Origin of the sequence: Pseudoxanthobacter soli DSM 19599, from assembly GCF_900148505.1 — a bacterium.
Classification (GTDB): domain Bacteria; phylum Pseudomonadota; class Alphaproteobacteria; order Rhizobiales; family Segnochrobactraceae; genus Pseudoxanthobacter; species Pseudoxanthobacter soli.
Genome location: NZ_FRXO01000002.1, coordinates 707,099 through 729,196 on the forward strand (window position 1 = coordinate 707,099; position 22,098 = coordinate 729,196).

The window sequence follows — 22,098 nt, forward strand, 5'->3', positions numbered from 1 at the left end:
GCCCTGCACTGTGTTCGCCCGGATCACGGGCGCCAATGCCTTATATTGGTCGGACCCGCTGCACGGTGCGCATGTCCCAAACATCGCCACGCGATGCCGGTTCAATGGGGCGCGGTCGTCTCCGGCAAATCCTTGTCGTGGCGGGCAAAGCGGTCGACCATGGTCGCGCTCGCTTCGTTGAGACCGCGCACCTCCACATCCGCGCCGGCCTTGCGCAGTTTCAGCACCGCCTTGTCCAGCGCGCCGATCGCCGTGATGTCCCAGAAATGCGCGCGGCTCACATCGATCACCACCGCCCGAAACGGCCGGTCGAGATCGAGGCCGCGCAGGAAAACCTCGGCGGACGCGAAGAAGATCTGGCCGGATACGGTGTAGGTCACACGCTCGCCCGCCGCGTCGACGGTCGCCGCCACGTGGACGAGGCGGGCCACCTTGCCCGCGAAGAACACGCCGGAGAGCAGCACCCCCACCAGCACGCCGACGGCGAGATTGTGGGTCGCCACCACCGTGATCACGGTCGCCAGCATCACGACGGACGACGAGCGCGGATTGGTGCGCAGATCGAGGATCGAGCGCCACGAGAACGTGCCGATCGAAACCATGATCATCACCGCGACCAGCGCCGCCATGGGAATGATGCGCACGAAATCGTCGAGCAGCAGGATCAGCACCAGCAGAAAGGCACCGGCGACGAACGTCGACAGCCGCCCGCGCCCGCCGGAGGTGACGTTGATGACGGACTGCCCGATCATGGCGCAGCCGCCCATGCCGCCGATCAGCGCGGACGCGATGTTGCCCGCACCCTGGCCAACGCATTCCTGGCTCTTGTTGCTCAGGGTGTCGGTCATGTCGTCGACGATCTGCGCGGTCAGAAGCGACTCGAGCAGGCCGACCGCCGCCAGCGTCAGCGAGTAGGGCAGGATGATCTGCAGCGTCTCCAGCGTCAGCGGCACCTGCGGCAGGGCGAAAATCGGCAGGCTGGACGGCAGTTCGCCGAGATCGCCGACCGTGCGCAGCTCGATTCCGCTCCACCACGAGAACAGGGTGAGTGCGGCGATCGCGACGAGAGGCGAGGGAACCGCCCTGGTGACGAACGGCAGGAGATAGATGATCGCAAGACCCGCGGCGATCATCGGATAGGTCGGGAGCGGCACGCCGATCAGTTCGGGCAGCTGCGCGAGGAAGATCAGGATGGCGAGCGCATTGACGAAGCCGATGATGACGGAGCGCGAGACGAACCGCATCACGCGCCCGATCCGGAGCGCTCCCGCGACGATCTGGATGAGGCCCATCAGGATGGTTGCGGCGAACAGATATGGCAGGCCGTGATCACGCACGAGGCTGACCATCACGACCGCGGTCGCGGCGGTCGCGGCGGAGATCATGCCCGGCCGGCCGCCGACGATGGCGGAGACGCAGGCGATGGCGAAGGAGGCGAACAGACCGACCTTGGGATCGACGCCGGCAATCGCCGAGAACCCGATGGCTTCGGGGATGAGGGCGAGGGCGACGACGATGCCGGCCAGCACATCGCCACGGATATTGGACAGCCACTCGCGGGCGTAGCGGGAGGAAATGGTCATGGGAATGGGGGAAAACTTCGCAAACGGGGAGCGTCCGCCGCATGCGGCGTTAAAGACGACTGCTCTGACCGTGCGTTGTCCGGCGGATTGGCGGCCGGAAGAGCCACCCGGGCTTGCACCGGGTCCAGACGAATGAGGTTTGACCTAGATCAAATTCACCCAGGGCGCAACCGTTCCGCCTGACAGGCGTGCACCAAGGGCGCGGGCGTCACATCCGATAGCAGGAAACGAGACCGGGGAAACACGAGGCCGCATCAATCGCCTCAATCACGGGATCGAGCAAACCACGCGATTGTGATGGTAGCGGAATGTGATGGTCGCCGAGGGTGATGGTAGCGGAGGAGGGACTCGAACCCCCGACACGCGGATTATGATTCCGCTGCTCTAACCAGCTGAGCTACTCCGCCATCGGCCCGCGCAGGTCACCGGTCAAGGACCGTCGCGACCCGCCGCCAAGCGACGGTGGGATATAGAAAGTCCGGTTCGTCCGTGTCAAGCCGGGAAAACGGCTTGCGGCGCTCGCGGCGGTGGAACGTCGGGAAGTCCGCCTCGTGGGCCGCGGGCGGTGAAACGCGGCAACCGCATCCGCACCCGCCGGGCCGACGGGCATCGCCGGGCGGAATCGGGCGCCGAGCCCCGCCGTCGCCACCCCTCTGGCGCCGGGGGCGCGGTGACACTACTTTAGGCAGCGGAAATCGCCCGTTCCGGACCGCGCCCTGGCGAGCCGACGGCGCTCTTCGGCCCGCCCGCAACCGGCATCCGGCCGCACGGGATGGCGGAGCGCCACGGATCGCCGAAGGCAGCGGCCGCGCTTCCGCCGCGGCCCGGCCGAGCACCCGCGACGCAGTGCGAGCGCCGCACTTCGATTTCAGGAGGATCGCGACCATGTCTCTCGCCAGCAACCGTTTCTCGGTCTCGTCTCTCTCCGACATGCTGCTGAAGAAGCTCTCGCTGCCCCGCGCGGCCGACGCGCTGCCGGGGCGTGACGAGGCGATCGCCCCGCCCGAAACTCACCTCGTCAATGGCCGCTCCGTAGCCGGCCCCTACCCGGACGGGATCGAGACCGTCTATCTCGGGCTCGGCTGCTTCTGGGGGGCCGAGCGGCTGTTCTGGCAGTTGCCGGGCGTGTGGGTGACGGCGGTCGGCTATGCCGGCGGCACGACGCAGAACCCGACCTATCACGAGGTCTGCAGCGGCCTCACCGGCCACACCGAGGCGGTGCTGGTGGCGTTCGATCCGAAGCTGGTGTCGTTCGAGCGGATTCTCGCCACGTTCTTCGAGGCCCACGACCCGACCCAGGGCATGCGCCAGGGCAACGACATCGGAACGCAATATCGCTCTGCGATCTATACGACCACGCCTGAGCAGGCGGCGGTTGCCGAGCAGGCCGTCGCCGCCTACGGCAAGGCTCTTGCCGCTCGCGGGCTCGGTCCCGTCACCACCGAAGTCGCGCCGGCAGGGCCGTTCTATTTCGCCGAGGATTATCACCAGCAATATCTCGCCAAGAATCCGAACGGCTATTGTGGGCTGAAAGGCACGGGCGTCTCCTGTCCGCTGCCGGGCACCGCGAACGCCGGGGCCTGACAAGGGGCCTCCCACGCCGGATCGGGCGCACGGCAGCGAAGCGGAGGACACGATGGCGTCGCGGTTGAAGCGTCGGGAACCGGTGGTCGCAGGATTCATCCGGCTTCTCAGGCGCGAACTGAAGGCGGTCGACGCGGCCCTCCGCGACGAGAAGGAAACGGCCGAGGAGCGAACCCACATCGCCCGGCGGCGGTTGAAGAAGGCCCGCAGTCTCGTGGCGGCGCTGGCGCCCGCGATCGGACGGCGCATGGCGGACCGCGAACGCCGCAGGCTTCGTGACGCCGCCCGCCTGCTGTCGCAAAGCCGGGACGCCGACGTGGCGGTCAAGACGGTGCGTGACCTCATCGTCTATGGCGGGGACGAAGCGGCCGCGCCGCTCGAGCGGCTGCTCGCCGTGCTGGAGGCACGCGCCGCGGAAGCCCGGTCCCTGTCCTCCCCGCTTGAGCCGGCAAGCGAAGAGGTCCGCCGCGCGCTTGAGATCATCGAAACGCTGGATGCAAAGTCGGGCGGCGATGAGAAGGGGAAAAAGGACCTCGGCGAAAAGCGTCTGCGTAAGGCTCTCGGCACCGCATACGATGCCGGCCGCGAGACCATGGCCGTCGCCATGGAGACCTCGGAAACCGAGGCCTTCCACGAATGGCGCAAGGCGGTGAAACACCGCGCGCACCTTACCGGTTTCGCTGCCCAGCGGCTCGCCGCCGCCTCTCAGCCGGTGATCACGGCGCTCGATCGGCTCGGAGACATCCTGGGAGACGCCAACGACCTCTCCGTCGTCGAGGAGATCGTCGCCGGGGAGCCGGAGATCGTGGGAACGCCCAGCGAAGCGGCGACCGTCATCGGCGTGATCACCCGTCGCCGCGAGGAACTGCGCGCCCAGGCCTTCGTCCTCGGTGAGGCCTTGTTCGGCCAGGGTCCGCGGCGCTTCCGCCGCGGCCTGCACGCGCCCGCCGACGACACGCCCGCCACCCGGGAGGAAGAAAGCCCGGCACCGCCGGCGACCGCCGGAATCGGCCTCGCCGCCAGCATCGTGCGGCCGCTGCCGATGGTGTCGGAGGAATAGCCGCAACGGCGGTTTTCCGGCTTCCTGCCATCTAAGGGTGTGGGTATTCGCTCGGAAGCTGTGACAGAACCTCACCCTTGCGAACCGCGGGTGGCGCTCTACATCAGCACAGCGCCCGCTTTACTTGCGTGCGCCGCTTTCCCGGTTTCCCGCCGGCCGCGCCTTCCTCCCGCTCTGCGCCGGCCGGACCCATCATCAAGGTTCGTCACATGACCCGAACGCCCACCCTGTTCGATTCCGTACAGATCGGCGACCTGCACCTCGCCAACCGGATCGTCATGGCGCCGCTCACGCGCAACCGCGCGGTGGAGGGCAACGTACCCTCGCCTCTGGCGGTGGACTATTACCGCCAGCGCGCCAGCGCCGGGCTGATCGTCAGCGAAGGCACCCAGATCAGCCCCGAAGGCCAGGGCTACGAGGCGACGCCCGGCATCTACAGCCCGGCGCAGGTCGCCGGCTGGAAGCCGATCACTGCGGCCGTCCACGCCGCCGGCGGCAAGATCGTGGCGCAGCTCTGGCATGTCGGCCGCGTGTCCCACGTCTCGCTGCAGCCGAACGGCGCGGCGCCGCTGGCGCCTTCCGCAATCCGGGCCAACACCAAGACCTATCTCAAGGGCGGCTTCGACGACGTCTCCGAGCCGCGCGCGCTTGAGGCGTCGGAGATCCCGCGCATCGTGGCGCAATATGCCGCCGCCGCGCGCAACGCCATCGAAGCCGGGTTCGACGGCGTCGAGCTCCACGGCGCCAACGGCTACCTGATCGACCAGTTCCTGCGGGATGGCACCAACAAGCGCCCCGACGCCTATGGCGGCCCGGTGGAGAACCGCGTCCGCTTCCTGCGCGAGGTCATCGCGGCGACCGTGGAGGCGATCGGCGCGGGCCGCGTCGGCATCCGCCTGTCGCCCGTCTCGCCGGCGAGCGACTGCTCCGACAGCAATCCGCAGGCAACCTTCAACGCCGCCGCCGACGTGATCGGCAGCTTCGGGCTCGCCTTCCTTCACGTGGTGGAAGGCGCGACCGGCGGGCCGCGCGACATCGTGCCCGATTTCGACTTCGCCGAGATCCGCCGCCGCGCCCGCGCGCCCTACATCGCCAACAACGGCTACGACCAGGCGCTGGCCGAGGAAACCATCGCGAGCGGCAGGGCCGACCTCATCTCGTTCGGCCGGCCGTTCATTTCCAATCCCGACGTGGTGGAACGCCTGCGCCGGCACGCGCCGTTCGCCCCGATCAACCGCGACACGCTCTATGGCGGCGGCGCGGAGGGCTATACCGACTATCCGGCGCTCGATCCCGCCTGAGTGGCCGGGCCGCCGGCAAATCCGGCGAAGGTAAAACCGAAAACAGGAAAGGCGCGGGACGATCCCGCGCCTTTCCGTTCTCAAACAAACTGACTATCAAGCGACCTGACGAAGGGTCTGGCGGCTCACCACCAGCCAACACCGCCCCACGGACCCCAATCCCAGGTGTTGTCCCACATGATGTCCTGATTGATCATCGCCGCCATCGTCTGTTCGTTGGCGAGATGCTGCTGGTACATCATCTGCTGGTAGGACTGGAAGTCGGACTGGTTGCCGACATAGAGGCAGTTGCAGACCGTGGGATCGGGATAGACGTAGGTCGTCGTGCCGTTCTTGTTGATCTGCGAGAACTTGTGCGCCGGCAGGCTCGTCAGCGCCTTCAGGCGCTCCGGCGTGTTGGCAGGCCGCGGCGTGAAGCCGGCTGCGGCAAGCATGTCTTCCTTGTTCACCACGGTCGACTGGCAGGCGGCGAGCAGCGCGCCGCCCAGAAAGACGGCGGCGACGGTCGCAGCGACCTTCTTCGGCAGGAACTTCATGAGTGGCCTCTCGGACAACGCGGGGGCTGAAATGCGATCGCTCGTTCGGTTGATCCGGGATGCCCAACGGCACGGCTTCGAAGCCGATGCCCGCCCCCCGACCGAAACGGCGGCGATCTTGGGGGCTGTGTGGAACACGGTCAAGCCGCTGCGCGCGTGTTTCCGGCAAACAGGCCGCCGCGACGGCCAACAATCGCCATGGGGCGGGCATTTCGGGGTTTCTCTTGATTTGCTATAAACTTGGACGGCATCGAGCACGCCCCCACGGGGATGAAGCGCCGCCTGCCGCCGCGGTCCCGCCCAGGCGCGCCGGCTCGCCATGCCTCCCGCGAGACGGCGTCACGCGACGCCCCGTCCACGCACGATCCCATCATGGAGAACAACCATCATGACGGTGCGACTGCGCGGCCATCACCTCCTCTGCCTCCTCACCTTCAGCGGCCATGGCTACACCCCCGGCTTCACCCGGAACATGGAGCGGATCGCCCGCCGACTCGCCGCCGGCGAGGAAGCGGAAATGGTGGAAGGCCCAGACGACATCTGCGTCGCGCTCGTGGACGAACTCGGCCCCGGGGACGCGCACTGCACGCTCTGCCACGTGGGAGAGCGCGACCGGAAGGCCATCGCCGCAGTCTCCGAACGGGTCGGACATCCGCTCGCACCACCCGGCCGCATCACGTTCGACCATGACACCCTGGCGCGCCTGCGCGCCGCCTTCTTCGACGGCACGATCCGCGCGGCCTGCGAGGACTGCGAATGGTCGGCGTTCTGCACCGCCATCGCGGCGAACGGGTTCGCCGGCACCCGTCTTGCGGCGCCCCGGAAGGCCGCGGCGGCACGTTCGGCAGCCCTCCCACCGGCTGCCATTTCCGCCGCCGGGGTGGCCGTCCGGATGCCGGAAGAAGAATAGCCGGCAAATCGTACCGGCTTCACTCTTCCTTGGCTTGACCATGACAGCGGCGGTCGAAACAGTCGCCGTCATGACCCGAATCACTCCCCTTCGACACCTCTCCCGGGCCCCGCGCGCGGCAGCGGCGGCCATCGCGCTCGCCCTCGCCGCCGGCCTTTCCGGATGCGCGGACACCTCGCCTTCGCGCTCGCAGCCGAGCTTCTACGATTATCTCGGCGTGCCGGGGGCGACCGTCGATGCCGCGATGGCGGCCTCCATGATCTCCGGCTATCGCGCCAACCACGGCCTCGGGCCGGTAAGCGTCGATCCCGAACTTGATCGGCTCGCCGCAGCGCAGGCCGCGGTGATGGCGAGCCGCAACGACATTCGCCACGCGCTCGACGGGGATCGCCAGACGAAGGCGAGGCTGGCAAAGGCGGGCTATGTCACCACGACGGCCGTCGAGAACGTGTCGGCCGGCTACCGCACGCTGGCGGAGGCGTTCTCCGGCTGGCGGGATTCGCCGCCCCACAACAAGAACATGCTCAACCCGGCAGTCACCCGCATCGGCATCGGCATCGCCTATGCGCCGGACAGCAAGTACAAGGTGTTCTGGAGCCTGATCCTTGCAGCGCCGGCTTCAGCGCCCGCAGCGACGGCCGCGGCCGGATCGCCGGCCTCCGCGACCACCGCCGCCGCCCCGGCGAAGCCGGCCGGCTGACGCCGCCGCCCGCGCGATGCCGGTTGCGGCGCCGCAGGGCTGCCCGCGGATATCCGGCCGCGCTCCGGATCGGGCCGGTCGGCCGCCACCTCGAGCATTTCACCACGCGCGGGCGACACGCCCCCGCCGGACCTGCGTCCGATCTTCCGCCCGGAGCATGCGATGCCCGATATCGACCCGGCAGCCGCCGAACGCCACCGCGCCAAGATGGCGAACCGCAAGCGCGTGCAGGACGAGGAAGTCGCCTCCAAGACCCGCGAGAAGGGCCTTCTCATCGTCCACACCGGCCCGGGCAAGGGCAAATCGACGGCCGCCTTCGGGCTGGCGCTGCGCACGCTCGGCCGCGGCGGTTCGGTCGGCGTGGTGCAGTTCATCAAGGGCGCCTGGGAGACCGGCGAGCGCACCGCCCTTGAGACGTTCGGCGACCGGGTTTCCTGGCACACCATGGGCGAAGGCTTCACCTGGGAAACGCAGGACCTGTCGCGCGATGTCGCCGCCGCGGAGCGGGCCTGGTCGCGTGCCGAGGAACTGATGGCCGATCCGCGGTTCGGCCTGGTCATCCTCGACGAACTCAACATCGCGCTGCGCTACGATTATCTCGATACCGCGACGGTGGTCGGCGCGCTTGCCGGGCGCCGCGAGGGCCTGCACGTGGTGGTGACGGGGCGCAACGCCCGGCCCGCGATGATCGAGGCCGCCGACCTCGTGACCGAGATGGCCCTCGTGAAGCACCATTTCGCCGCCGGGGTGAAGGCTCAGCCCGGCATCGAATTCTGAGCGGAGCCGTCACGGTGTCCCGTCACGGCCCCCTGAGGCCGCGTCTTCCACCGGCGCCGCTGGAGCATGGCGGCGACATGGGCGCCGCCCGCCGGCGGTTTCCCAACGCGCCCGAGCCGTTTCTGGACCTTTCGACCGGCATCAATCCGACGCCCTATCCGCTGAACGCGCTGTCGCCGGCCTGCTTCACCCGGTTGCCCGAGCCGGACGGCCTTGCCGAACTCGCAGAGGCGGCGATGCGGCGCTACGGGGCGCCCTCGCCGGCCCATGTCGTCTGCGCGCCGGGCACGCAGATCCTGCTGCCGGCGGTCGCCCGACTCGTTCCGCCGGGCCGCGCCACGGTGCTTTCGCCGACCTATGCCGAGCACGCCAGGGCGGCCGAACTCGCCGGCCACGCGGTGACGGAGGTCCCGAGCTTCGCCGAACTGCACGGCTCAGATCTCGCCGTCGCGGTCAACCCGAACAACCCGGACGGGCGGCTGGTGCCGCGCATCCGGCTGATCGATCTCGGCGCCGCGCTCGCCCGGCGCGGCGGGCTGCTCCTCGTCGACGAAGCGTTCATGGACGTGGCGACGCTCAGCGAAAGCGTGGCTGCGGACGTCGACCGCGGCGCCATCGTGGTGCTGCGCTCGTTCGGCAAGTTCCACGGCCTCCCGGGCATCCGCCTCGGCTTCGCCATCGCCTCGCCCGGCACGGCCGCTGCCTTGCGCGCCGCGCTCGGGCCATGGGCGGTATCCGGTCCCGCGCTCGCCATCGGCAAGGCCGCGCTCTGCGACGACGCGTGGGCGCGCCAGATGCGTTCGGATCTCGCCTACGCGGCCGTCCGGCTCGACGGGATGCTCGAAGACGCGGGGCTTGAGGTTCTGGGCGGTACGGCGCTGTTCCGCCTCGCCCGCTCGGACTATGCCCTGAGGTGGTACGAGCGCCTCGGCCAGTGCGGCATCCTCGTCCGCTGCTTCCCGGATCGCCCGGCATTGCTGCGCTTCGGGCTCCCGCGCGACGAGGCGGGCTACCAGCGGCTTGGCACGGCGCTCGCGCTCGGTCCCGTGGATTAGAGCGCTTTCCGATCTGATGGACTCATCAGATCGGCAAGAAATCGCTTCAGATTCAAAAGCTTGAGGCCGTTCGGCGGTCGGCGCCGCGGCACCGGAGCGGAAGACTACCGTGCCATGACCGGGCCGGTCGACATGTCGCCTCCACGGGTGGCGGCATCGATCTCGGTCCAGCTCGCGCCGATGATGCGGCCGGGCTTGCCGTCGACATCGGCCTGCAGCAACACCGCGCATCGCGACGCCTTGCCGGGCCGGTCTCCTTCCGTCGCCGTGCCGGGCATGTCTGCCGGCAGGTCACCCTTTTCGTCGATCTCCGAGACCGGAAGATCGATTTCGATCGCCGAGCCGTTCCACATACCGATGGCGCGGATGCCGCGCACCACGTTGCGATAGAACAGCTCGCGTCCGTCGTTCTCGCCGCCGTGCACCATGACCGAGACCGACGGCAGCATCGACACCAGCCATACAGTGGCCGGAGCGACCGGCGTGCCCGGCGTGGCGGCGGCGACATGGATATGCACCGCCTCGTCTGAAGCACGGATGGAAATTGCGACCGGCAGCACATCGGACGACACCGCCTGGGCCACCCGGCGGCCGAGCGCGACGTCGTCTCCGCCGACCAGCACGCCGTTGCCGTCGATCACCAGCTGAGGCGTGTAGATCGAGCGATCACCGCGTCCGTTGGCGTAGGCGAACTGCCGGGCGGAGTTGACGCGGGATGCCAGCGTATCGGTCCAGCCGAGATAGTCCCAATAGTCGACGGGATAGGTGAGCGCGACCACCGACGGGTCGTCAGCATAGCGGCCGATGGAATGGTCGGCCGGTGGGCAGGCGGCGCATCCCTGGCTGGTGAAGAGTTCCACCACAGCACGCGCGGGCTCGGAGACATTGCCGTTGTTGCCACCGCCGGCGCGGGCGGGAGCGACCTGGAGCGTCGCAGCGACCGCCAGAATCCCCGACGCGAGCAGCCCCTTCGCGAGCAGGCGACGAGAGATGAGGGCGAACGATCCGCGGCGCGCCCTCCGCTTTGTCCCCGCGCCCTCACCCACTCCCATCTGTGCTCCCGTGAGCGCCGCCGGAGGCGCCCCGCGCGGGCAGGCGCGGGCGGGTCCGGTCGCGACAGGGGAAGAGGAAGACCGCGGCATCGGCAGGGATCGCTGTTCTGTTCGAGAAATCGACACTTCAGGAGACCCTGCCCGAGTGGGCAAGGCAAGACACGTCGGCTCGCGCTTCAAGCACCGCTTCGTGAGGTAAGGGGGGATGGCGGCGGTTCCGCGTCGGCCGGCAAAGGTCGCGGCGATGATTGCGCATTCACGGAGACGGCGGGTCGGGCTCGGCGACCGCCCGGGCGACGGCGTCTGCGAACGGGCCGGAGAGCGCGGCCACATCGAGTGGCCCGACATATTTGAACCGCACGGTGCCATCGCGGCCGAGAACGTAGGTTTCGGGCACGCCGTAGACACCCCACTCGATGCCCGCCCGGCCGTCGGGGTCGACGCCGACGGCGGCGAAGGGATTGCCGAACCCGCCGAGGAAACGCAGGGCATTGCCCGGCCGGTCCTTGTAGTTGATGCCGGCGAGCACGATGCGCGGGTCTGATCCGAGTGTCATCAGCTGAGGGTGTTCCTCCCGGCAGGGCGCGCACCAGGAGGCCCAGACATTGACCACCGCCACCTTGCCCCGGAACGCCGCGGGATCGAAGCCGGGCACCGCCGCGCCGCCGCGGTCGAGCCCCGGAAGCGGCGCCAGCACCGTCGGCGGCGCGGCCCGGCCAACCAGCGGCGAGGGAACCAGGGACGGATCCTCCGTGCTGCCGAGCCGCAGCAGGAACAGGACGGCAAGGACGGAGAAGCCGAGAAGCGGCAGCAGCACCAGCACGCCGCGCCGGCGCGGCCGGGGTGTTGCGGGAGCCGCATCGGGAGGAACGCCGCCGGCCGGCGTCGCCGCGTCGTTCATCGGCCCGCCCCCGGCGGCGCGCGCCGGTCCCGGCGCGCCTCGATTGTGGCGATCGCACCGAGGAGCCGCCGGCGTTCGAGCCGGAGACGCACGATCAGCCCCGCGACCACAAGCCCGGTGATCGCATAGGCCGCGACGATGAAGCCGGCATGAGGGCCGAGGCCTTCAGGACCGAACAGGCTCATCCGGGCGTTCCCTCTTCCGCGTTCCTGATATCCACAGTCTTGCCGAGGTCGATATTCCGGGCCGGACCGTTGCCGCCGCGCGGCGGACCGCTCGCGTCCCCGATCACCGCTCGTCTTGGCCGCTCGGCGGTCCTGAGCGCCAGCGCCCGCAGCCGGCGGCGGAGGATCTCGTTGCGCATCGCCATCAGGTGCAGCGTCGCGAACAGCAGCGTGAAGGCAAGCGCCATCACCAGAAGCGGCCAGAGGATCGACGGATCGATCGTCGGCCCGCCCATCCGGAACACGCTGGCGGGCTGGTGCAGGGTGTTCCACCAGTCGACCGAGAACTTGATGACGGGAATGTTGACGACCCCGACGAGGATCAGGACAGCGGCTGTGCGGCCGGCGCGGACCGGCTCCTCGATGGCGTGCCACAAGGCAATCAGGCCGAGATACATCAGGAACAGCACCAGCATCGAGGTGAGGCGGGCGTCCCACACCCACCACGTGCCCCACATCGGCTTTCCCCACAGCGACCCCGTGACGAGGGCGAGGAAGGTGAAGGCGGCCCCGAGCGGGGCCGCCGCGCGCGCGGCGACATCGGCGAGGGGATGCCGCCACACCAGCGTACCAAGCGCCGAAACCGCCATCGCGACATAGGCCGCCATGCCCAGCCAGGCGGACGGCACGTGGACGAACATGATGCGGACGGTCTCGCCCTGCTGGTAGTCGGGCGGGGCCACGAACAGCGCCCCCCAAAGGCCGACCGCCATCACCACCGTCGTGATGCCGGCGAGCCACGGCAGCACGCGCCCGGTGAACGCCAGAAAGCGGGCGGGATTGGCGAGGTCCGTGACGGCGGATGCGAACGGCATGGCTTCTGCTCTGCGAACCGGCGCCCGGCTGCGGTCCGGGATGGCGGCGCGGCCGCCCCCGGCCCGCTCCGAGGCTCGTTACCCACCCAATCTAGAGCATGAGCGGAAGCGGTGGAAACAGGGAACGGTCTGCATCGTCCGGCGGCGGAAGTCCGCACCGGCGGCGGCGCCATCCGGCGCACGCCGGAAATTCGCGCGAAACCGGGTGCGCGCCGGAACGTAGCCTCTCGGCGATACGTTTATTCGGAATAAGTCGCAAAAATTTCTCTGCAACTCTCGACAATGTCAGAGGCTGTCATTAGTTTTGCAAATTAGTCGCATTAAGTGCTGATGGGCCATGAAAGGCCGTTGCGCCTCAGGTGCACCGGTCTCAGCCGGTCCAGGATGAACGCAATGCCTTTCCGTGCCGGCGTGGCCGGAGGCATCGGGAATTGTATGCGTAATTCAAGTCAGGGGGCGACGGTCGGTCGTATGTCGGCACGCCGGCCAGTCGCGCGGGGAGCATCGATGAACGAACCCAATTCGGCCCTTTCGGCGGAATCCGGCTGGCGTCGCGCCCGCTCCGGGCTCTCGCTGCCTGAAGTCCACGGCAGCATCTCGCCCCGGGCCGGCGCGTCGGTGTGGCGGCGTGCCGCTGCGTTCGCCGGCCCCGGCTATCTCGTCGCGGTCGGCTACATGGACCCCGGCAACTGGGCGACCTCGCTTGCCGGCGGCTCCGCCTACGGCATGACGCTGCTCGTCGTCGTGCTGATGTCGAGCCTGATGGCGATGCTGCTGCAGGCGCTTTGCGCCCGCGTCGCAGTCGCCACCGGCCGCGATCTGGCGCAGGCCTGCCGCGATGCCTTTCCGCGTCCGGTCGGCTACATGCTCTGGCTGCTCGCAGAGCTCGCGATCTGCGCCACCGACCTCGCCGAGGTGATCGGCACCGCGATCGGCCTCAACCTGCTGTTCGGCATTCCCCTTGAAATCGGCGTGGTGCTGACCGCGCTCGACGTGGCGCTGATCCTGTTCCTCCAGACGGTCGGGTTCCGCTGGATCGAGGCGTTCGTCGTCGCCATGCTCGGCGTCATCGCGGTGTGCTTCATCGTGCAGATCGGGCTTGCCGATCCGAACTGGGGCAGCGTCATCCGCGGCTTCGCGCCCACCACCGAGATCGTCACAAATCCCGGCATGCTCTATCTCGCGCTCGGCATCATCGGCGCGACGGTCATGCCGCACAATCTCTATCTGCACTCCGGCATCCTGATGACTCGCAGGCTCGGAGACACGCCCGCCGAGAAGCGCGAGTCGCTGAAGTTCGCGACGTGGGATTCCTCGATCGCGCTCGGCGTGGCGTTCTTCGTCAACGCCTCGATCCTGGTGCTCTCCGCGGCGAGCTTCCATGACCGGGGCCAGTTCGACATCACCGAACTCGGCCAGGCCCATGCGCTGCTGCAGCCGCTGCTCGGCGCCGCCATCGCGCCCACGCTGTTCGCCATCGCACTGCTGTGTTGCGGCCTCAACTCCACCGTCACCGCGACGCTCGCCGGCCAGATCGTGATGGAAGGCTTCCTCTCGATCCGTCTGGCGCCGTGGCTGCGGCGGCTCATTACCCGTGCCATCGCCATTCTGCCGGCCATCGTCGTGACAATCATCTACGGGGACGAAGGCACTGCGCATCTCCTCATCCTGAGCCAGGTGGTACTGAGCCTGCAACTGCCGTTCGCCGTGGTCCCGCTGGTGATGTTCACCGCGGACCGGCGCAAGATGGGCGAGTTCGTCGCCCCGCTGTGGATGACGGCGCTCGCCGCCATCACCGCTCTCATCATCATCGTGCTCAACGTGCGCCTGATCATCGAGGCGGCAGGGCTGCTCTGAACGCTATCAGCCTTCCCCGGCCCTGAGCGCGGCGGCGGCGGCGACCGGCGCCGCCACCAGGGCGACGAGAAGGATCGCGACCAGCAACAGGAACGGCGGCCAGAAGGCCGCGGCGCCGAACGCCCCTGTGGTCGCGGCGATGCCGAAGATCAGCACGGGAACCGCGAGCGGCAGCACCAGCACCGGAATGAGCAGCCCACCGCGGCCGAGGCCGGCCGTCAGTGCCGCGCCGATGGCACCGATCAGCGTGAGCGATGGTGTGCCGACGAGAAGGCAGAGCGCGCTCGCCGCGATCGCCTCCGGCCCGAGATTGAGAAACAGCCCGAGGACGGGAACTGCCGCGACCAGCGGTAGGCCAGTCGCGGTCCAGTGCGCCAGCGCCTTCGCCAGCACGACGAGGCCCAACGGCGCCTCGCCCATGAGGAGGAGGTCGAGGGATCCGTCGTCGCGATCCGCTTGGAACAGCCGGTCGAGGCCGAGCAGCGTGGCCAGCAACGCCCCGATCCAGAGCACCGCCGGACCGAGCCGGGCCAGCAGCGCAAGGTCCGGCCCGATGGCGAACGGGATCGCCACCACCACGGCGAGATAGAACAGCACGCCGACGAGGGCGCCGCCGCCCACCCGGAAGCCGAGCACGAGGTCGCGCCGGTAGAGCGCGAACAGGGCGGGGAGGATGCCGCCGGTCATGCGGCGTCCCCCGGCAGGTCGAGCCGGAGGGGATCGACGCCCGGCAGGTTGTCGTGGGTGGCGGCGACGACGATGCCCCCGCGACCAAGATGCCCGGCCATCAGCGCGCCCAGGCGGGCGGCCGAAGCCGCGTCGAGCGCGGCGGTGGGCTCGTCCATCAGCCAGACCGGGCGCGGCACCGCCACCAGACGGGCGAAAGCGAGCCGCCGGCGCTGGCCGGCGGAAAGCAGCCCCGCCGGCAGGTCGGCGAGCGGCGCAAGATCGAGGCTGTCGAGCGCCTCTTCGACCCGACGATGCCGCCCGTCGTGCGGCGACCCGAGGAAGCACGCCCAGAACCGCAACGTCTCGGCCACCGTCAGCCCCGGCTTGAGGGCGTCGAGGTGACCGACATAGTGCATCGCGCGCGCCGCCGGGCCGTCGTCGAGCCCGCTGCCCTCGAGCGCCACCCTGCCACCGGCGATGGGCACGAGGCCGGCGATGGCGCGCAGCAATGTCGACTTGCCGGCACCGTTCTCTCCCGTGACCGCCATGGCCTGTCCCGCCGCGAGGCGGAAGTCCACCCCGTCGAGAACCCGCCGCCCGCCGCGGACCACCCCGACATCCCGGACCGCGAGCGCGGAGACGGCCGGAAGCGCCGCCGACCCACTCATGACGGCGCTGCCCGCGACAGCAGCACTCGCCACGGCTGCGTCACCCCGCCACGCGGATTCGGGCGGCGAATGCCTCCGATCCGCGGTTGCAATCGATTGACGCGCACCCTCCCGCACCGCACCATGATTGGAACGGCTTCAAGGTCGTCCGGAACGCGGCCGCGGCCTTCCCATGGCCTGGCGGGTTCCAGCCTCGGCCGAACGGCGGGTGTTGGCGGACGGAAGGGAATCGGGTGTCTAACGGCTCGGGTCACGGCTCGGACAGTGGCTTGGATCGCTGCGGCGGCATGAACCGGCGCGCGACCGGCTGCCGGCGAGTTTCGACCGGCACCGCGTTCCTGGCAACCCGGCCGTGCGCCACGGTCATGACGGCGACGCCGCAATCCCGCGAAACCGCGGAAACCGGCGCCCCCGTCCGGCCGCAGCGACTTTCCGCCTCATCGCGCCGGCCTCGAACTCTTCCAGACTGCATCTGGTCTAGTCTGAACGGATTTGGTATAGGTCTTGCAACCCGCGACGACGCTTCGGCGCGGTGGCCATATAGGTGTGCCAAGAGCGAGGACGGCCGGCAGGTCGCGCCCGCAATACGGCCAGCGCGACGAGCGCGGCCGCGGCGCCCTGCACTCGACCGGCCGCGCGCAGCCATCCATGCGCGCACTTCCCCGTGCGGCACGCACCCTCCAGAGCATCCCGGCCTCAGGTGGCTTCACCCGAGGCCCGCGGGATGCGCTGGGATCGCAGAAACAGAGTGCCCTCCGGCGCCCATGCGGGCGCGGGGCGCTCAAAGTCGCCTGTCCGGTTCCGCCGGCGCAGGCGTCGGACTTTCGCATCCGGTGTGATTTCCGGTCGGCCCGGCGGGCTGGACGGAAACCGCGCCGGCGGCCGGCGGCCGCAACACGCGCCGGCCCGGATCGTTTTGCTCATACCGGGCGCCCGGCCCGGTCTCGAACAGGGGATTGCACTCCGTGTCCAGTCAATCGCTCGACAGCTTCAAATGCCGCAAGACGCTCGGCGTCGGCAAGAAAGCCTATGTCTATTTCGACCTGAAGGTCGCGGAGAAGAACGGCCTTCCCGGCATTTCCCGGCTCCCGTTCTCGATGAAGGTGCTCGTCGAGAACCTGCTGCGGTTCGAGGACGGGCGCACCGTGACCGCCGATGACATCCGCGCCGTGGTGGCCTGGGTCAACGAGCGCCGCTCCGACCGCGAGATCGCCTATCGCCCCGCGCGCGTGCTGATGCAGGACTTCACCGGCGTGCCGGCGGTCGTCGACCTCGCCGCGATGCGCGACGCGATGAAGAATCTCGGCGGCAACCCCGAGAAGATCAACCCGCTGGTGCCGGTCGACCTCGTGATCGACCACTCGGTGGTCGTCGACTATTTCGGCAACGCCGAGGCGTTGCACCGCAATGTCGAGCGTGAATACGAGCAGAACCAGGAGCGGTACCGCTTCCTGAAGTGGGGCCAGTCGGCGTTCGACAATTTCCGCGTCGTGCCGCCGGGCACCGGCATCTGCCATCAGGTCAACCTTGAATATCTCGCCCAGGCGGTCTGGACAAAGAAGGTTGAAGAGGACGGCGAGGAAGTGACCTACGCCTTCCCCGACACCCTCGTCGGCACCGATTCCCACACCACCATGGTCAACGGCCTCGGCGTCCTTGGCTGGGGTGTGGGCGGCATCGAGGCCGAGGCAGCGATGCTCGGCCAGCCGATCTCCATGCTCGTGCCGGAAGTCGTTGGCTTCAAGCTGACCGGCAAGCTGCAGGAAGGCATCACCGCGACCGATCTGGTCCTGACGGTCACGCAGATGCTGCGCAAGAAGGGCGTGGTCGGCAAGTTCGTCGAGTTCTTCGGCGAGGGCCTCGACCATCTCTCGCTCGCAGACCGCGCCACCATCGCCAACATGGCGCCGGAATACGGCGCGACCTGCGGCTTCTTCCCGATCGACCGCGAGACCATCGACTATCTCGACGAGACCGGCCGCAAGGACAGCCGCGTGGCGCTCGTGGAGGAATATGCCAAGGCCCAGGGCATGTGGCGTGGCAAGTCGAGCGAGGATCCGGTGTTCACCGACACCCTCGAACTCGACATCTCGACCGTGCAGCCTTCGCTCGCCGGACCGAAGCGCCCGCAGGACCGCGTGCTGCTCGCCGACGCCAAGGCCGGTTTCCTCGCCGCTCTCGAGGGCGAGTTCAAGAAGCCGGGCGATGCCGGCCGCCGCGCGCCCGTCGAAGGCAAGGACTTCGACCTCGGCAACGGCGACGTGGTGATCGCCGCCATCACCTCCTGCACCAACACCTCCAACCCGAGCGTGCTGATCGCGGCGGGCCTGCTCGCCCGCAACGCGCTTGCCAAAGGCCTGAAGTCCAAGCCGTGGGTGAAGACTTCGCTCGCGCCCGGAAGCCAGGTGGTGGCGGAATATCTGTCGAAGTCCGGTCTGCAGACCGACCTCGACCAGCTCGGCTTCAACCTCGTCGGCTTCGGCTGCACCACCTGCATCGGCAATTCCGGCCCGCTGGCGCCGGAAATCTCCGAGACCATCAACAAGGCCGACCTCGTCGCCGCCGCGGTGCTGTCGGGCAACCGCAACTTCGAGGGTCGCGTCAATCCGGACGTGAAGGCGAACTATCTCGCCTCCCCGCCGCTCGTCGTCGCCTATGCCATCGCCGGCTCGCTCCAGGTCGACCTGACCCGCGACCCGCTCGGCCACACCGAGAGCGGCGAGCCGGTCTATCTCAAGGACATCTGGCCGTCGAACAAGGAGATCGCGACCTTCATCCGCGAGAACGTCACCAAGAAGATGTTCAAGGAGAAGTACGCAGACGTGTTCGCCGGTGACGAGAACTGGCGCAAGATCGCGGTGCCCGAAGGCCAGACCTATGCCTGGCAGGACGCCTCGACCTACGTGCAGAACCCGCCCTATTTCGTCGGCATGACCCACGAGCCGAAGCCGGTGACGGACATCGTCGGCGCCCGCGTCATGGGCCTGTTCCTCGATTCCATCACGACCGACCACATCTCCCCGGCCGGTTCGATCAAGGAAGCGAGCCCCGCCGGCCGCTATCTGCGCGACCATCAGGTCCGCCCGGCCGACTTCAACCAGTACGGCACCCGTCGCGGCAATCATGAAGTGATGATGCGCGGCACCTTCGCCAACATCCGCATCAAGAACCAGATGTTGGGCGGCAAGGAAGGCGGCTTCACGCTGCACTATCCGGGCGGCGAAGAGATGCCGATCTACGACGCGGCCATGGCCTACAAGGCCGAGGGCGTTCCGCTGGTGGTGTTCGCCGGCCGCGAATACGGCACCGGCTCCTCCCGCGACTGGGCCGCGAAGGGCACCAACCTGCTCGGCGTCCGCGCCGTGATCGCCCAGTCGTTCGAGCGCATCCACCGCTCCAACCTGGTCGGCATGGGCATCCTGCCGCTGGTGTTCGAGGAAGGCACGTCCTGGCAGACCCTTGGCCTCAAGGGCGACGAGACGGTGACCATCCACGGCATCGAGGGCGATCTCAAGCCGCGCCAGAAGATGGACGCGGAGATCACGTTCGCCGACGGCACCACCAAGGTCGTGCCGCTGATCTGCCGGATCGATACCCTCGACGAGCTCGACTACTTCCGCAACGGCGGCATCCTGCAGTACGTGCTGCGCCAGCTCGCCGCCTGATCGCGGTCGGCCGCTTCGGACGCTTCAGCCGCCGGCCTTCGGGCCGGCGGTTTTTTGTTTCGGCCCGTTTCTTTTTGTCGGCTCCAGGCGCCGGCTTGCAAACGGACCTCGATTGAGACACACGAGTGGGCAGGGCAGCCGCACGCGGCAGGACAGGATGGCCGGGGGGAACGGCCGCCGGTTCCAGCGGTCTGTCGAAACGATCCCAGCGAAGGTTTTCCTGATGATCCCGACCATGCGTTTCGTCCGCCGGGGACTGTCGGCTCTCGCCGGCGCCGCGCTCGCCGCCGGCCTCGTGTCGGGGCCCGCGATGGCCCAGACCAAGCCGGCGGATCCCAAGGCCGCTCCGGCCGCGACCGGACCGACGGCGACGACCGCCACTTACGGCGACTGGGTGGTGCGGTGCGCCGTTCCCCCGGGCAAGACCGATGCCGAAAAGGTGTGCGAGACCGCCGAGGGCATTCAGGTGCAGGGCCGCGAAGGGCTGCTTGCCCAGGTCGTGTTCGGCCGGCTGTCGAAGGATGCGCCGTGGCGCCTCATCATCCAGCTTCCGAACGGCGTGTTCATTCCGGCGGGCGCCACGTTCTTCCTCACGGCCGACGCCAAGCAGGGCGACGATGCCGGCGACGGCCTCAAGGCAACGTTCAAGCGCTGCACCGAAGCCTGCTTCGCCGATGTGGAGCTGACCGCGGACCAGATGACGGACCTGAAGGCCGCCAAGGGACCGGGCCGCATCGAGTTCGTGGACGGCAACCGCCAGCGCATCGCGATCCCGATCTCGTTCGCCGGCCTGCCGGGCGCGCTCGACGCCGCCGCCAATCCGCACTGACGTCTCCGCATTGACGTCGCTGCCGGCCAGACGGCTCGTCCGGCCGGCAGGACATCGCGGTGAGAGTCTGGCCCTACGGACCATGCGGAGAAAGTGACGGGGGCCGCCGCCGTCAGGGCTTGATGTCGACCTCTCCGTCGAGCGTCGCCATCTTGAAATCCGAGATCAGAAGCCGCAGCTGCACCGTCCAGTGTCCGGACACGGGCAGCACCAGGCCATCGACGCGCCAGGTGCCGTCGCCGACACGCACGGCCGGCCGACGGATCGGTTCGATACCTGCGCCGTGGTTCGACAGCGCGAGCGTGATCTCCTGCGGATCGAGCGGACCGAAATCACCGGTCATGACAACGATCGATGCCGTGACCGGGCCGGCATGGCCGGGCGTGACCGTGATGTCGGCCATCGCATCCGGCGTATGAATGTGGACCGCCGCCGGTTCGTTGCGCGCCGCATCGATCGCCCGCGGCGGCGGGGTGAAGCGCCACACGGCGACAACGGCGAAGATCGCGACCACGAGCGCCGTTTCCACGGCAATGGAACGCGCCAGCAGGCCCGCAGACCGCGGCTCCGCACGCAGGGCCGGCGCCGTCAGGCTGAAGCGGTTGAGCAGCGCGCAGGCGAACAGCACCGACAGAAGCGCGAATTTCGCCAGCATCACCCGGCCGTAATCCGTGGTCCACAACGCGCTCGGATGGCCGAGTTGCACCACCGCCAGCGTGCCGCCGCTCAGGACGAGCACCCCGACGAACCAGGGAATGACGTCCGAGAAATGCCGCAGGGCGCCGGTTGCGCGCCGGGTATCATCCGCTCGCCCTGGCGCGGTCGCTTTGTGTTTCCGCCACACGCCCCGGTGGAGCAGCACCGCGAGCGGCACGAGCGAACCGACCCAGACGGCGATCGTGACGGCGTGGAGGAATACGCCCGCGCGCATGATCACTTGCGGGGCCGCCGTAGAGGCATGGCCGCTTGCCGCGAGCGCCAGGCCCAGCGCGGCGAGCGCGACCGCCGACAGAAGCCGGGCGAGAACCGGGCGACGCGAGACGACGGCAAGGCTGACGCTCGCGATCACGAGCGCCGCCGCCGCGAGCGCGAGCGTCCTGGCATAGATGCTACCGAGCCCGGCCTGCCAGATTTCCGGCTGAGCGAGCCCCGCGACCGGCGCGCCGAGCAGATCGGCTCCCTGCAGCCCGAGTGCCGCGACGATCGCCACGACACCGATCGCCAGCATGGCGGAAAGAAAGCCGCGGGCCGGCACATCCGCCCCCGTGCAATCCCGCACCGCCGCACCACCGCGCGGGACCAGCCACGCGGCGAACACGGCGCCGCCGACGCCAAGGAACAGCCCCGCATAGAGCGCGAACCGCGCGGCCCAGATTGCGACGCGCAACGGCCAGTCCACGACAGCCGCTGTTACCGTCGGCGCACCGGCGCTGGCGTGGCCGATCGAGAAGGTGAGCGTTCCGCCCACGGGGTGTCCGTCTTCCGACACGACCCGCCAGCTCAGCGCGTAGGTTCCCTGCCCCATGCCGGATGGCAGCGCGACGGAAAGAACGGTGTCGTGCAACGCCGCAGTGAGGGTACGGGAGGAACCGTCCGGCGCGATCAGCCGAAGAGCGATCGGGGCGACCGGCTCGCTGAAGGTCAGGTCCATGGTCGCAGGCGCCTCGGCCAGCATGGCGCCGTCCGCAGGCACCGCGTTGCCGAGTGCGGCATGTGCGAAGGCGGCCGCGGGCAGACCGATGGCGAACGCGAGCGCCACTATGGCGGCAAACAGCCGCGCGAGCGCACGGCCCGCCAGCGGCTGCGGCGCCGCGCCGCGACGCGCGGGAGCGGATGGCGGTGCAGGTGCGGCATCCGCCGCTCTCGTCATCGTTTTCATGGACACGGTTCCACGCTGTGCAATGGAATGACG

19 protein-coding genes, 1 tRNA gene and 1 other annotated feature are annotated in these 22,098 nt (G+C 69.0%); of the genes, 10 read left to right on the forward strand and 10 right to left on the reverse strand.

Annotation, left to right across the window (positions count from 1 at the left end):
• Window positions 1-101 precede the first annotated feature (101 nt).
• Both BUF17_RS07515 and BUF17_RS07520 read right to left on the reverse strand, forming a co-directional pair.
• Complete coding sequence (locus tag BUF17_RS07515) at window positions 102-1,583, reverse strand: SulP family inorganic anion transporter (RefSeq protein WP_073627036.1); 1,482 nt, start codon at window positions 1,581-1,583, stop codon at window positions 102-104.
• 73 nt (window positions 1,584-1,656) lie between these two features.
• Window positions 1,657-1,712 (reverse strand) — a sequence feature (sul1 is cis-regulatory element that is thought to sense ions involved in sulfur or methionine metabolism; They are found in Alphaproteobacteria).
• 201 nt (window positions 1,713-1,913) lie between these two features.
• A tRNA-Met gene (locus tag BUF17_RS07520) sits at window positions 1,914-1,990 on the reverse strand.
• Window positions 1,991-2,468: 478 nt separating this feature from the next.
• On the opposite strand from BUF17_RS07520, the gene msrA reads away from it, so the two are divergent.
• From msrA to BUF17_RS07535, 3 genes are all read left to right on the forward strand, one after another.
• A complete protein-coding gene (gene msrA / locus BUF17_RS07525) occupies window positions 2,469-3,167 on the forward strand; it encodes a peptide-methionine (S)-S-oxide reductase MsrA (RefSeq protein WP_139282445.1) in 699 nt (232 codons plus the stop codon).
• Window positions 3,168-3,219: 52 nt separating this feature from the next.
• Window positions 3,220-4,227, forward strand: coding sequence for a CHAD domain-containing protein (locus tag BUF17_RS07530; RefSeq protein WP_073627038.1), 1,008 nt, complete (start codon window positions 3,220-3,222; stop codon window positions 4,225-4,227).
• 209 nt (window positions 4,228-4,436) lie between these two features.
• Window positions 4,437-5,528, forward strand: coding sequence for an alkene reductase (locus BUF17_RS07535; protein ID WP_073627040.1), 1,092 nt, complete (start codon window positions 4,437-4,439; stop codon window positions 5,526-5,528).
• A gap of 125 nt (window positions 5,529-5,653) precedes the next feature.
• Here the strand turns inward: BUF17_RS07535 and BUF17_RS07540 are convergent, their stop codons facing one another.
• The gene (locus BUF17_RS07540; protein ID WP_073627042.1) at window positions 5,654-6,064 is read right to left on the reverse strand and encodes a hypothetical protein; all 411 of its coding nucleotides are present in this window, start codon (window positions 6,062-6,064) and stop codon (window positions 5,654-5,656) included.
• 388 nt (window positions 6,065-6,452) lie between these two features.
• Here BUF17_RS07540 and BUF17_RS07545 point away from each other — a divergent pair, with 388 nt between their 5' ends.
• From BUF17_RS07545 to cobD, 4 genes are all read left to right on the forward strand, one after another.
• Window positions 6,453-6,974, forward strand: a complete 522-nt coding sequence (locus BUF17_RS07545; RefSeq protein WP_073627044.1) for a DUF1284 domain-containing protein — start codon at window positions 6,453-6,455, stop codon at window positions 6,972-6,974.
• Between the two features lie 70 nt (window positions 6,975-7,044).
• Window positions 7,045-7,674 carry a CAP domain-containing protein gene (locus tag BUF17_RS07550; RefSeq protein WP_073627046.1) on the forward strand — a complete coding sequence of 210 codons (630 nt, stop codon included), beginning with the start codon at window positions 7,045-7,047 and terminating at the stop codon, window positions 7,672-7,674.
• A gap of 162 nt (window positions 7,675-7,836) precedes the next feature.
• The gene (cobO, locus tag BUF17_RS07555) at window positions 7,837-8,451 is read left to right on the forward strand and encodes a cob(I)yrinic acid a,c-diamide adenosyltransferase (RefSeq protein WP_073627048.1); all 615 of its coding nucleotides are present in this window, start codon (window positions 7,837-7,839) and stop codon (window positions 8,449-8,451) included.
• A gap of 77 nt (window positions 8,452-8,528) precedes the next feature.
• A complete protein-coding gene (cobD, locus tag BUF17_RS07560; RefSeq protein ID WP_139282457.1) occupies window positions 8,529-9,506 on the forward strand; it encodes a threonine-phosphate decarboxylase CobD in 978 nt (325 codons plus the stop codon).
• Window positions 9,507-9,610: 104 nt separating this feature from the next.
• On the opposite strand, the gene BUF17_RS07565 is transcribed toward cobD, so the two are convergent.
• The 4 genes from BUF17_RS07565 to BUF17_RS07580 all read right to left on the reverse strand — a co-directional run bounded on the left by BUF17_RS07565 (window position 9,611) and on the right by BUF17_RS07580 (window position 12,498).
• Complete coding sequence (locus tag BUF17_RS07565; protein ID WP_175563644.1) at window positions 9,611-10,558, reverse strand: DUF1223 domain-containing protein; 948 nt, start codon at window positions 10,556-10,558, stop codon at window positions 9,611-9,613.
• A 256-nt stretch (window positions 10,559-10,814) separates the two neighbouring features.
• Window positions 10,815-11,459 carry a DsbE family thiol:disulfide interchange protein gene (locus BUF17_RS07570; protein WP_084564212.1) on the reverse strand — a complete coding sequence of 215 codons (645 nt, stop codon included), beginning with the start codon at window positions 11,457-11,459 and terminating at the stop codon, window positions 10,815-10,817.
• Window positions 11,456-11,644, reverse strand: a complete 189-nt coding sequence (gene ccmD / locus BUF17_RS07575) for a heme exporter protein CcmD (protein WP_073627051.1) — start codon at window positions 11,642-11,644, stop codon at window positions 11,456-11,458. Before ccmD ends, BUF17_RS07570 begins: the two co-directional genes overlap by 4 nt.
• Window positions 11,641-12,498 carry a heme ABC transporter permease gene (locus BUF17_RS07580; protein ID WP_073627053.1) on the reverse strand — a complete coding sequence of 286 codons (858 nt, stop codon included), beginning with the start codon at window positions 12,496-12,498 and terminating at the stop codon, window positions 11,641-11,643. The genes ccmD and BUF17_RS07580 overlap by 4 nt, the downstream gene beginning before the upstream one ends.
• A gap of 507 nt (window positions 12,499-13,005) precedes the next feature.
• On the opposite strand from BUF17_RS07580, the gene BUF17_RS07585 reads away from it, so the two are divergent.
• The gene (locus BUF17_RS07585; protein ID WP_073627055.1) at window positions 13,006-14,355 is read left to right on the forward strand and encodes an Nramp family divalent metal transporter; all 1,350 of its coding nucleotides are present in this window, start codon (window positions 13,006-13,008) and stop codon (window positions 14,353-14,355) included.
• A 6-nt stretch (window positions 14,356-14,361) separates the two neighbouring features.
• Here the strand turns inward: BUF17_RS07585 and ccmB are convergent, their stop codons facing one another.
• The gene (gene ccmB / locus BUF17_RS07590; protein ID WP_073627316.1) at window positions 14,362-15,018 is read right to left on the reverse strand and encodes a heme exporter protein CcmB; all 657 of its coding nucleotides are present in this window, start codon (window positions 15,016-15,018) and stop codon (window positions 14,362-14,364) included.
• Between the two features lie 20 nt (window positions 15,019-15,038).
• Window positions 15,039-15,725: a heme ABC exporter ATP-binding protein CcmA gene (gene ccmA, locus BUF17_RS07595; protein ID WP_342185834.1), complete on the reverse strand. Its 687-nt coding sequence runs from the start codon at window positions 15,723-15,725 to the stop codon at window positions 15,039-15,041.
• Window positions 15,726-16,657: 932 nt separating this feature from the next.
• On the opposite strand from ccmA, the gene acnA reads away from it, so the two are divergent.
• Both acnA and BUF17_RS07605 read left to right on the forward strand, forming a co-directional pair.
• Entirely contained in the window at window positions 16,658-19,357 is a 2,700-nt protein-coding gene (acnA, locus tag BUF17_RS07600; protein ID WP_073627318.1) for an aconitate hydratase AcnA, read from the forward strand.
• Window positions 19,358-19,580: 223 nt separating this feature from the next.
• Window positions 19,581-20,186 carry an invasion associated locus B family protein gene (locus BUF17_RS07605; RefSeq protein WP_073627059.1) on the forward strand — a complete coding sequence of 202 codons (606 nt, stop codon included), beginning with the start codon at window positions 19,581-19,583 and terminating at the stop codon, window positions 20,184-20,186.
• Window positions 20,187-20,298: 112 nt separating this feature from the next.
• Here BUF17_RS07605 and BUF17_RS07610 read toward each other — a convergent pair whose 3' ends face one another.
• A complete protein-coding gene (locus BUF17_RS07610; protein WP_244530800.1) occupies window positions 20,299-22,065 on the reverse strand; it encodes a copper resistance CopC/CopD family protein in 1,767 nt (588 codons plus the stop codon).
• Between the last annotated feature and the right edge of the window lie 33 nt (window positions 22,066-22,098).

What these genes read in the sequence shown, in the direction of transcription:
- BUF17_RS07515 (WP_073627036.1), bottom strand. Translation starts at nt 1,583, where the DNA reads ATGACCATTTCCTCCCGCTACGCCCGCGAGTGGCTGTCCAATATCCGT.
- msrA (WP_139282445.1), top strand. Translation starts at nt 2,469, where the DNA reads ATGTCTCTCGCCAGCAACCGTTTCTCGGTCTCGTCTCTCTCCGACATG.
- BUF17_RS07530 (WP_073627038.1), top strand. Translation starts at nt 3,220, where the DNA reads ATGGCGTCGCGGTTGAAGCGTCGGGAACCGGTGGTCGCAGGATTCATC.
- BUF17_RS07535 (WP_073627040.1), top strand. Translation starts at nt 4,437, where the DNA reads ATGACCCGAACGCCCACCCTGTTCGATTCCGTACAGATCGGCGACCTG.
- BUF17_RS07540 (WP_073627042.1), bottom strand. Translation starts at nt 6,064, where the DNA reads ATGAAGTTCCTGCCGAAGAAGGTCGCTGCGACCGTCGCCGCCGTCTTT.
- BUF17_RS07545 (WP_073627044.1), top strand. Translation starts at nt 6,453, where the DNA reads ATGACGGTGCGACTGCGCGGCCATCACCTCCTCTGCCTCCTCACCTTC.
- BUF17_RS07550 (WP_073627046.1), top strand. Translation starts at nt 7,045, where the DNA reads ATGACCCGAATCACTCCCCTTCGACACCTCTCCCGGGCCCCGCGCGCG.
- cobO (WP_073627048.1), top strand. Translation starts at nt 7,837, where the DNA reads ATGCCCGATATCGACCCGGCAGCCGCCGAACGCCACCGCGCCAAGATG.
- cobD (WP_139282457.1), top strand. Translation starts at nt 8,529, where the DNA reads ATGGGCGCCGCCCGCCGGCGGTTTCCCAACGCGCCCGAGCCGTTTCTG.
- BUF17_RS07565 (WP_175563644.1), bottom strand. Translation starts at nt 10,558, where the DNA reads ATGGGAGTGGGTGAGGGCGCGGGGACAAAGCGGAGGGCGCGCCGCGGA.
- BUF17_RS07570 (WP_084564212.1), bottom strand. Translation starts at nt 11,459, where the DNA reads ATGAACGACGCGGCGACGCCGGCCGGCGGCGTTCCTCCCGATGCGGCT.
- ccmD (WP_073627051.1), bottom strand. Translation starts at nt 11,644, where the DNA reads ATGAGCCTGTTCGGTCCTGAAGGCCTCGGCCCTCATGCCGGCTTCATC.
- BUF17_RS07580 (WP_073627053.1), bottom strand. Translation starts at nt 12,498, where the DNA reads ATGCCGTTCGCATCCGCCGTCACGGACCTCGCCAATCCCGCCCGCTTT.
- BUF17_RS07585 (WP_073627055.1), top strand. Translation starts at nt 13,006, where the DNA reads ATGAACGAACCCAATTCGGCCCTTTCGGCGGAATCCGGCTGGCGTCGC.
- BUF17_RS07605 (WP_073627059.1), top strand. Translation starts at nt 19,581, where the DNA reads ATGATCCCGACCATGCGTTTCGTCCGCCGGGGACTGTCGGCTCTCGCC.
- BUF17_RS07610 (WP_244530800.1), bottom strand. Translation starts at nt 22,065, where the DNA reads ATGAAAACGATGACGAGAGCGGCGGATGCCGCACCTGCACCGCCATCC.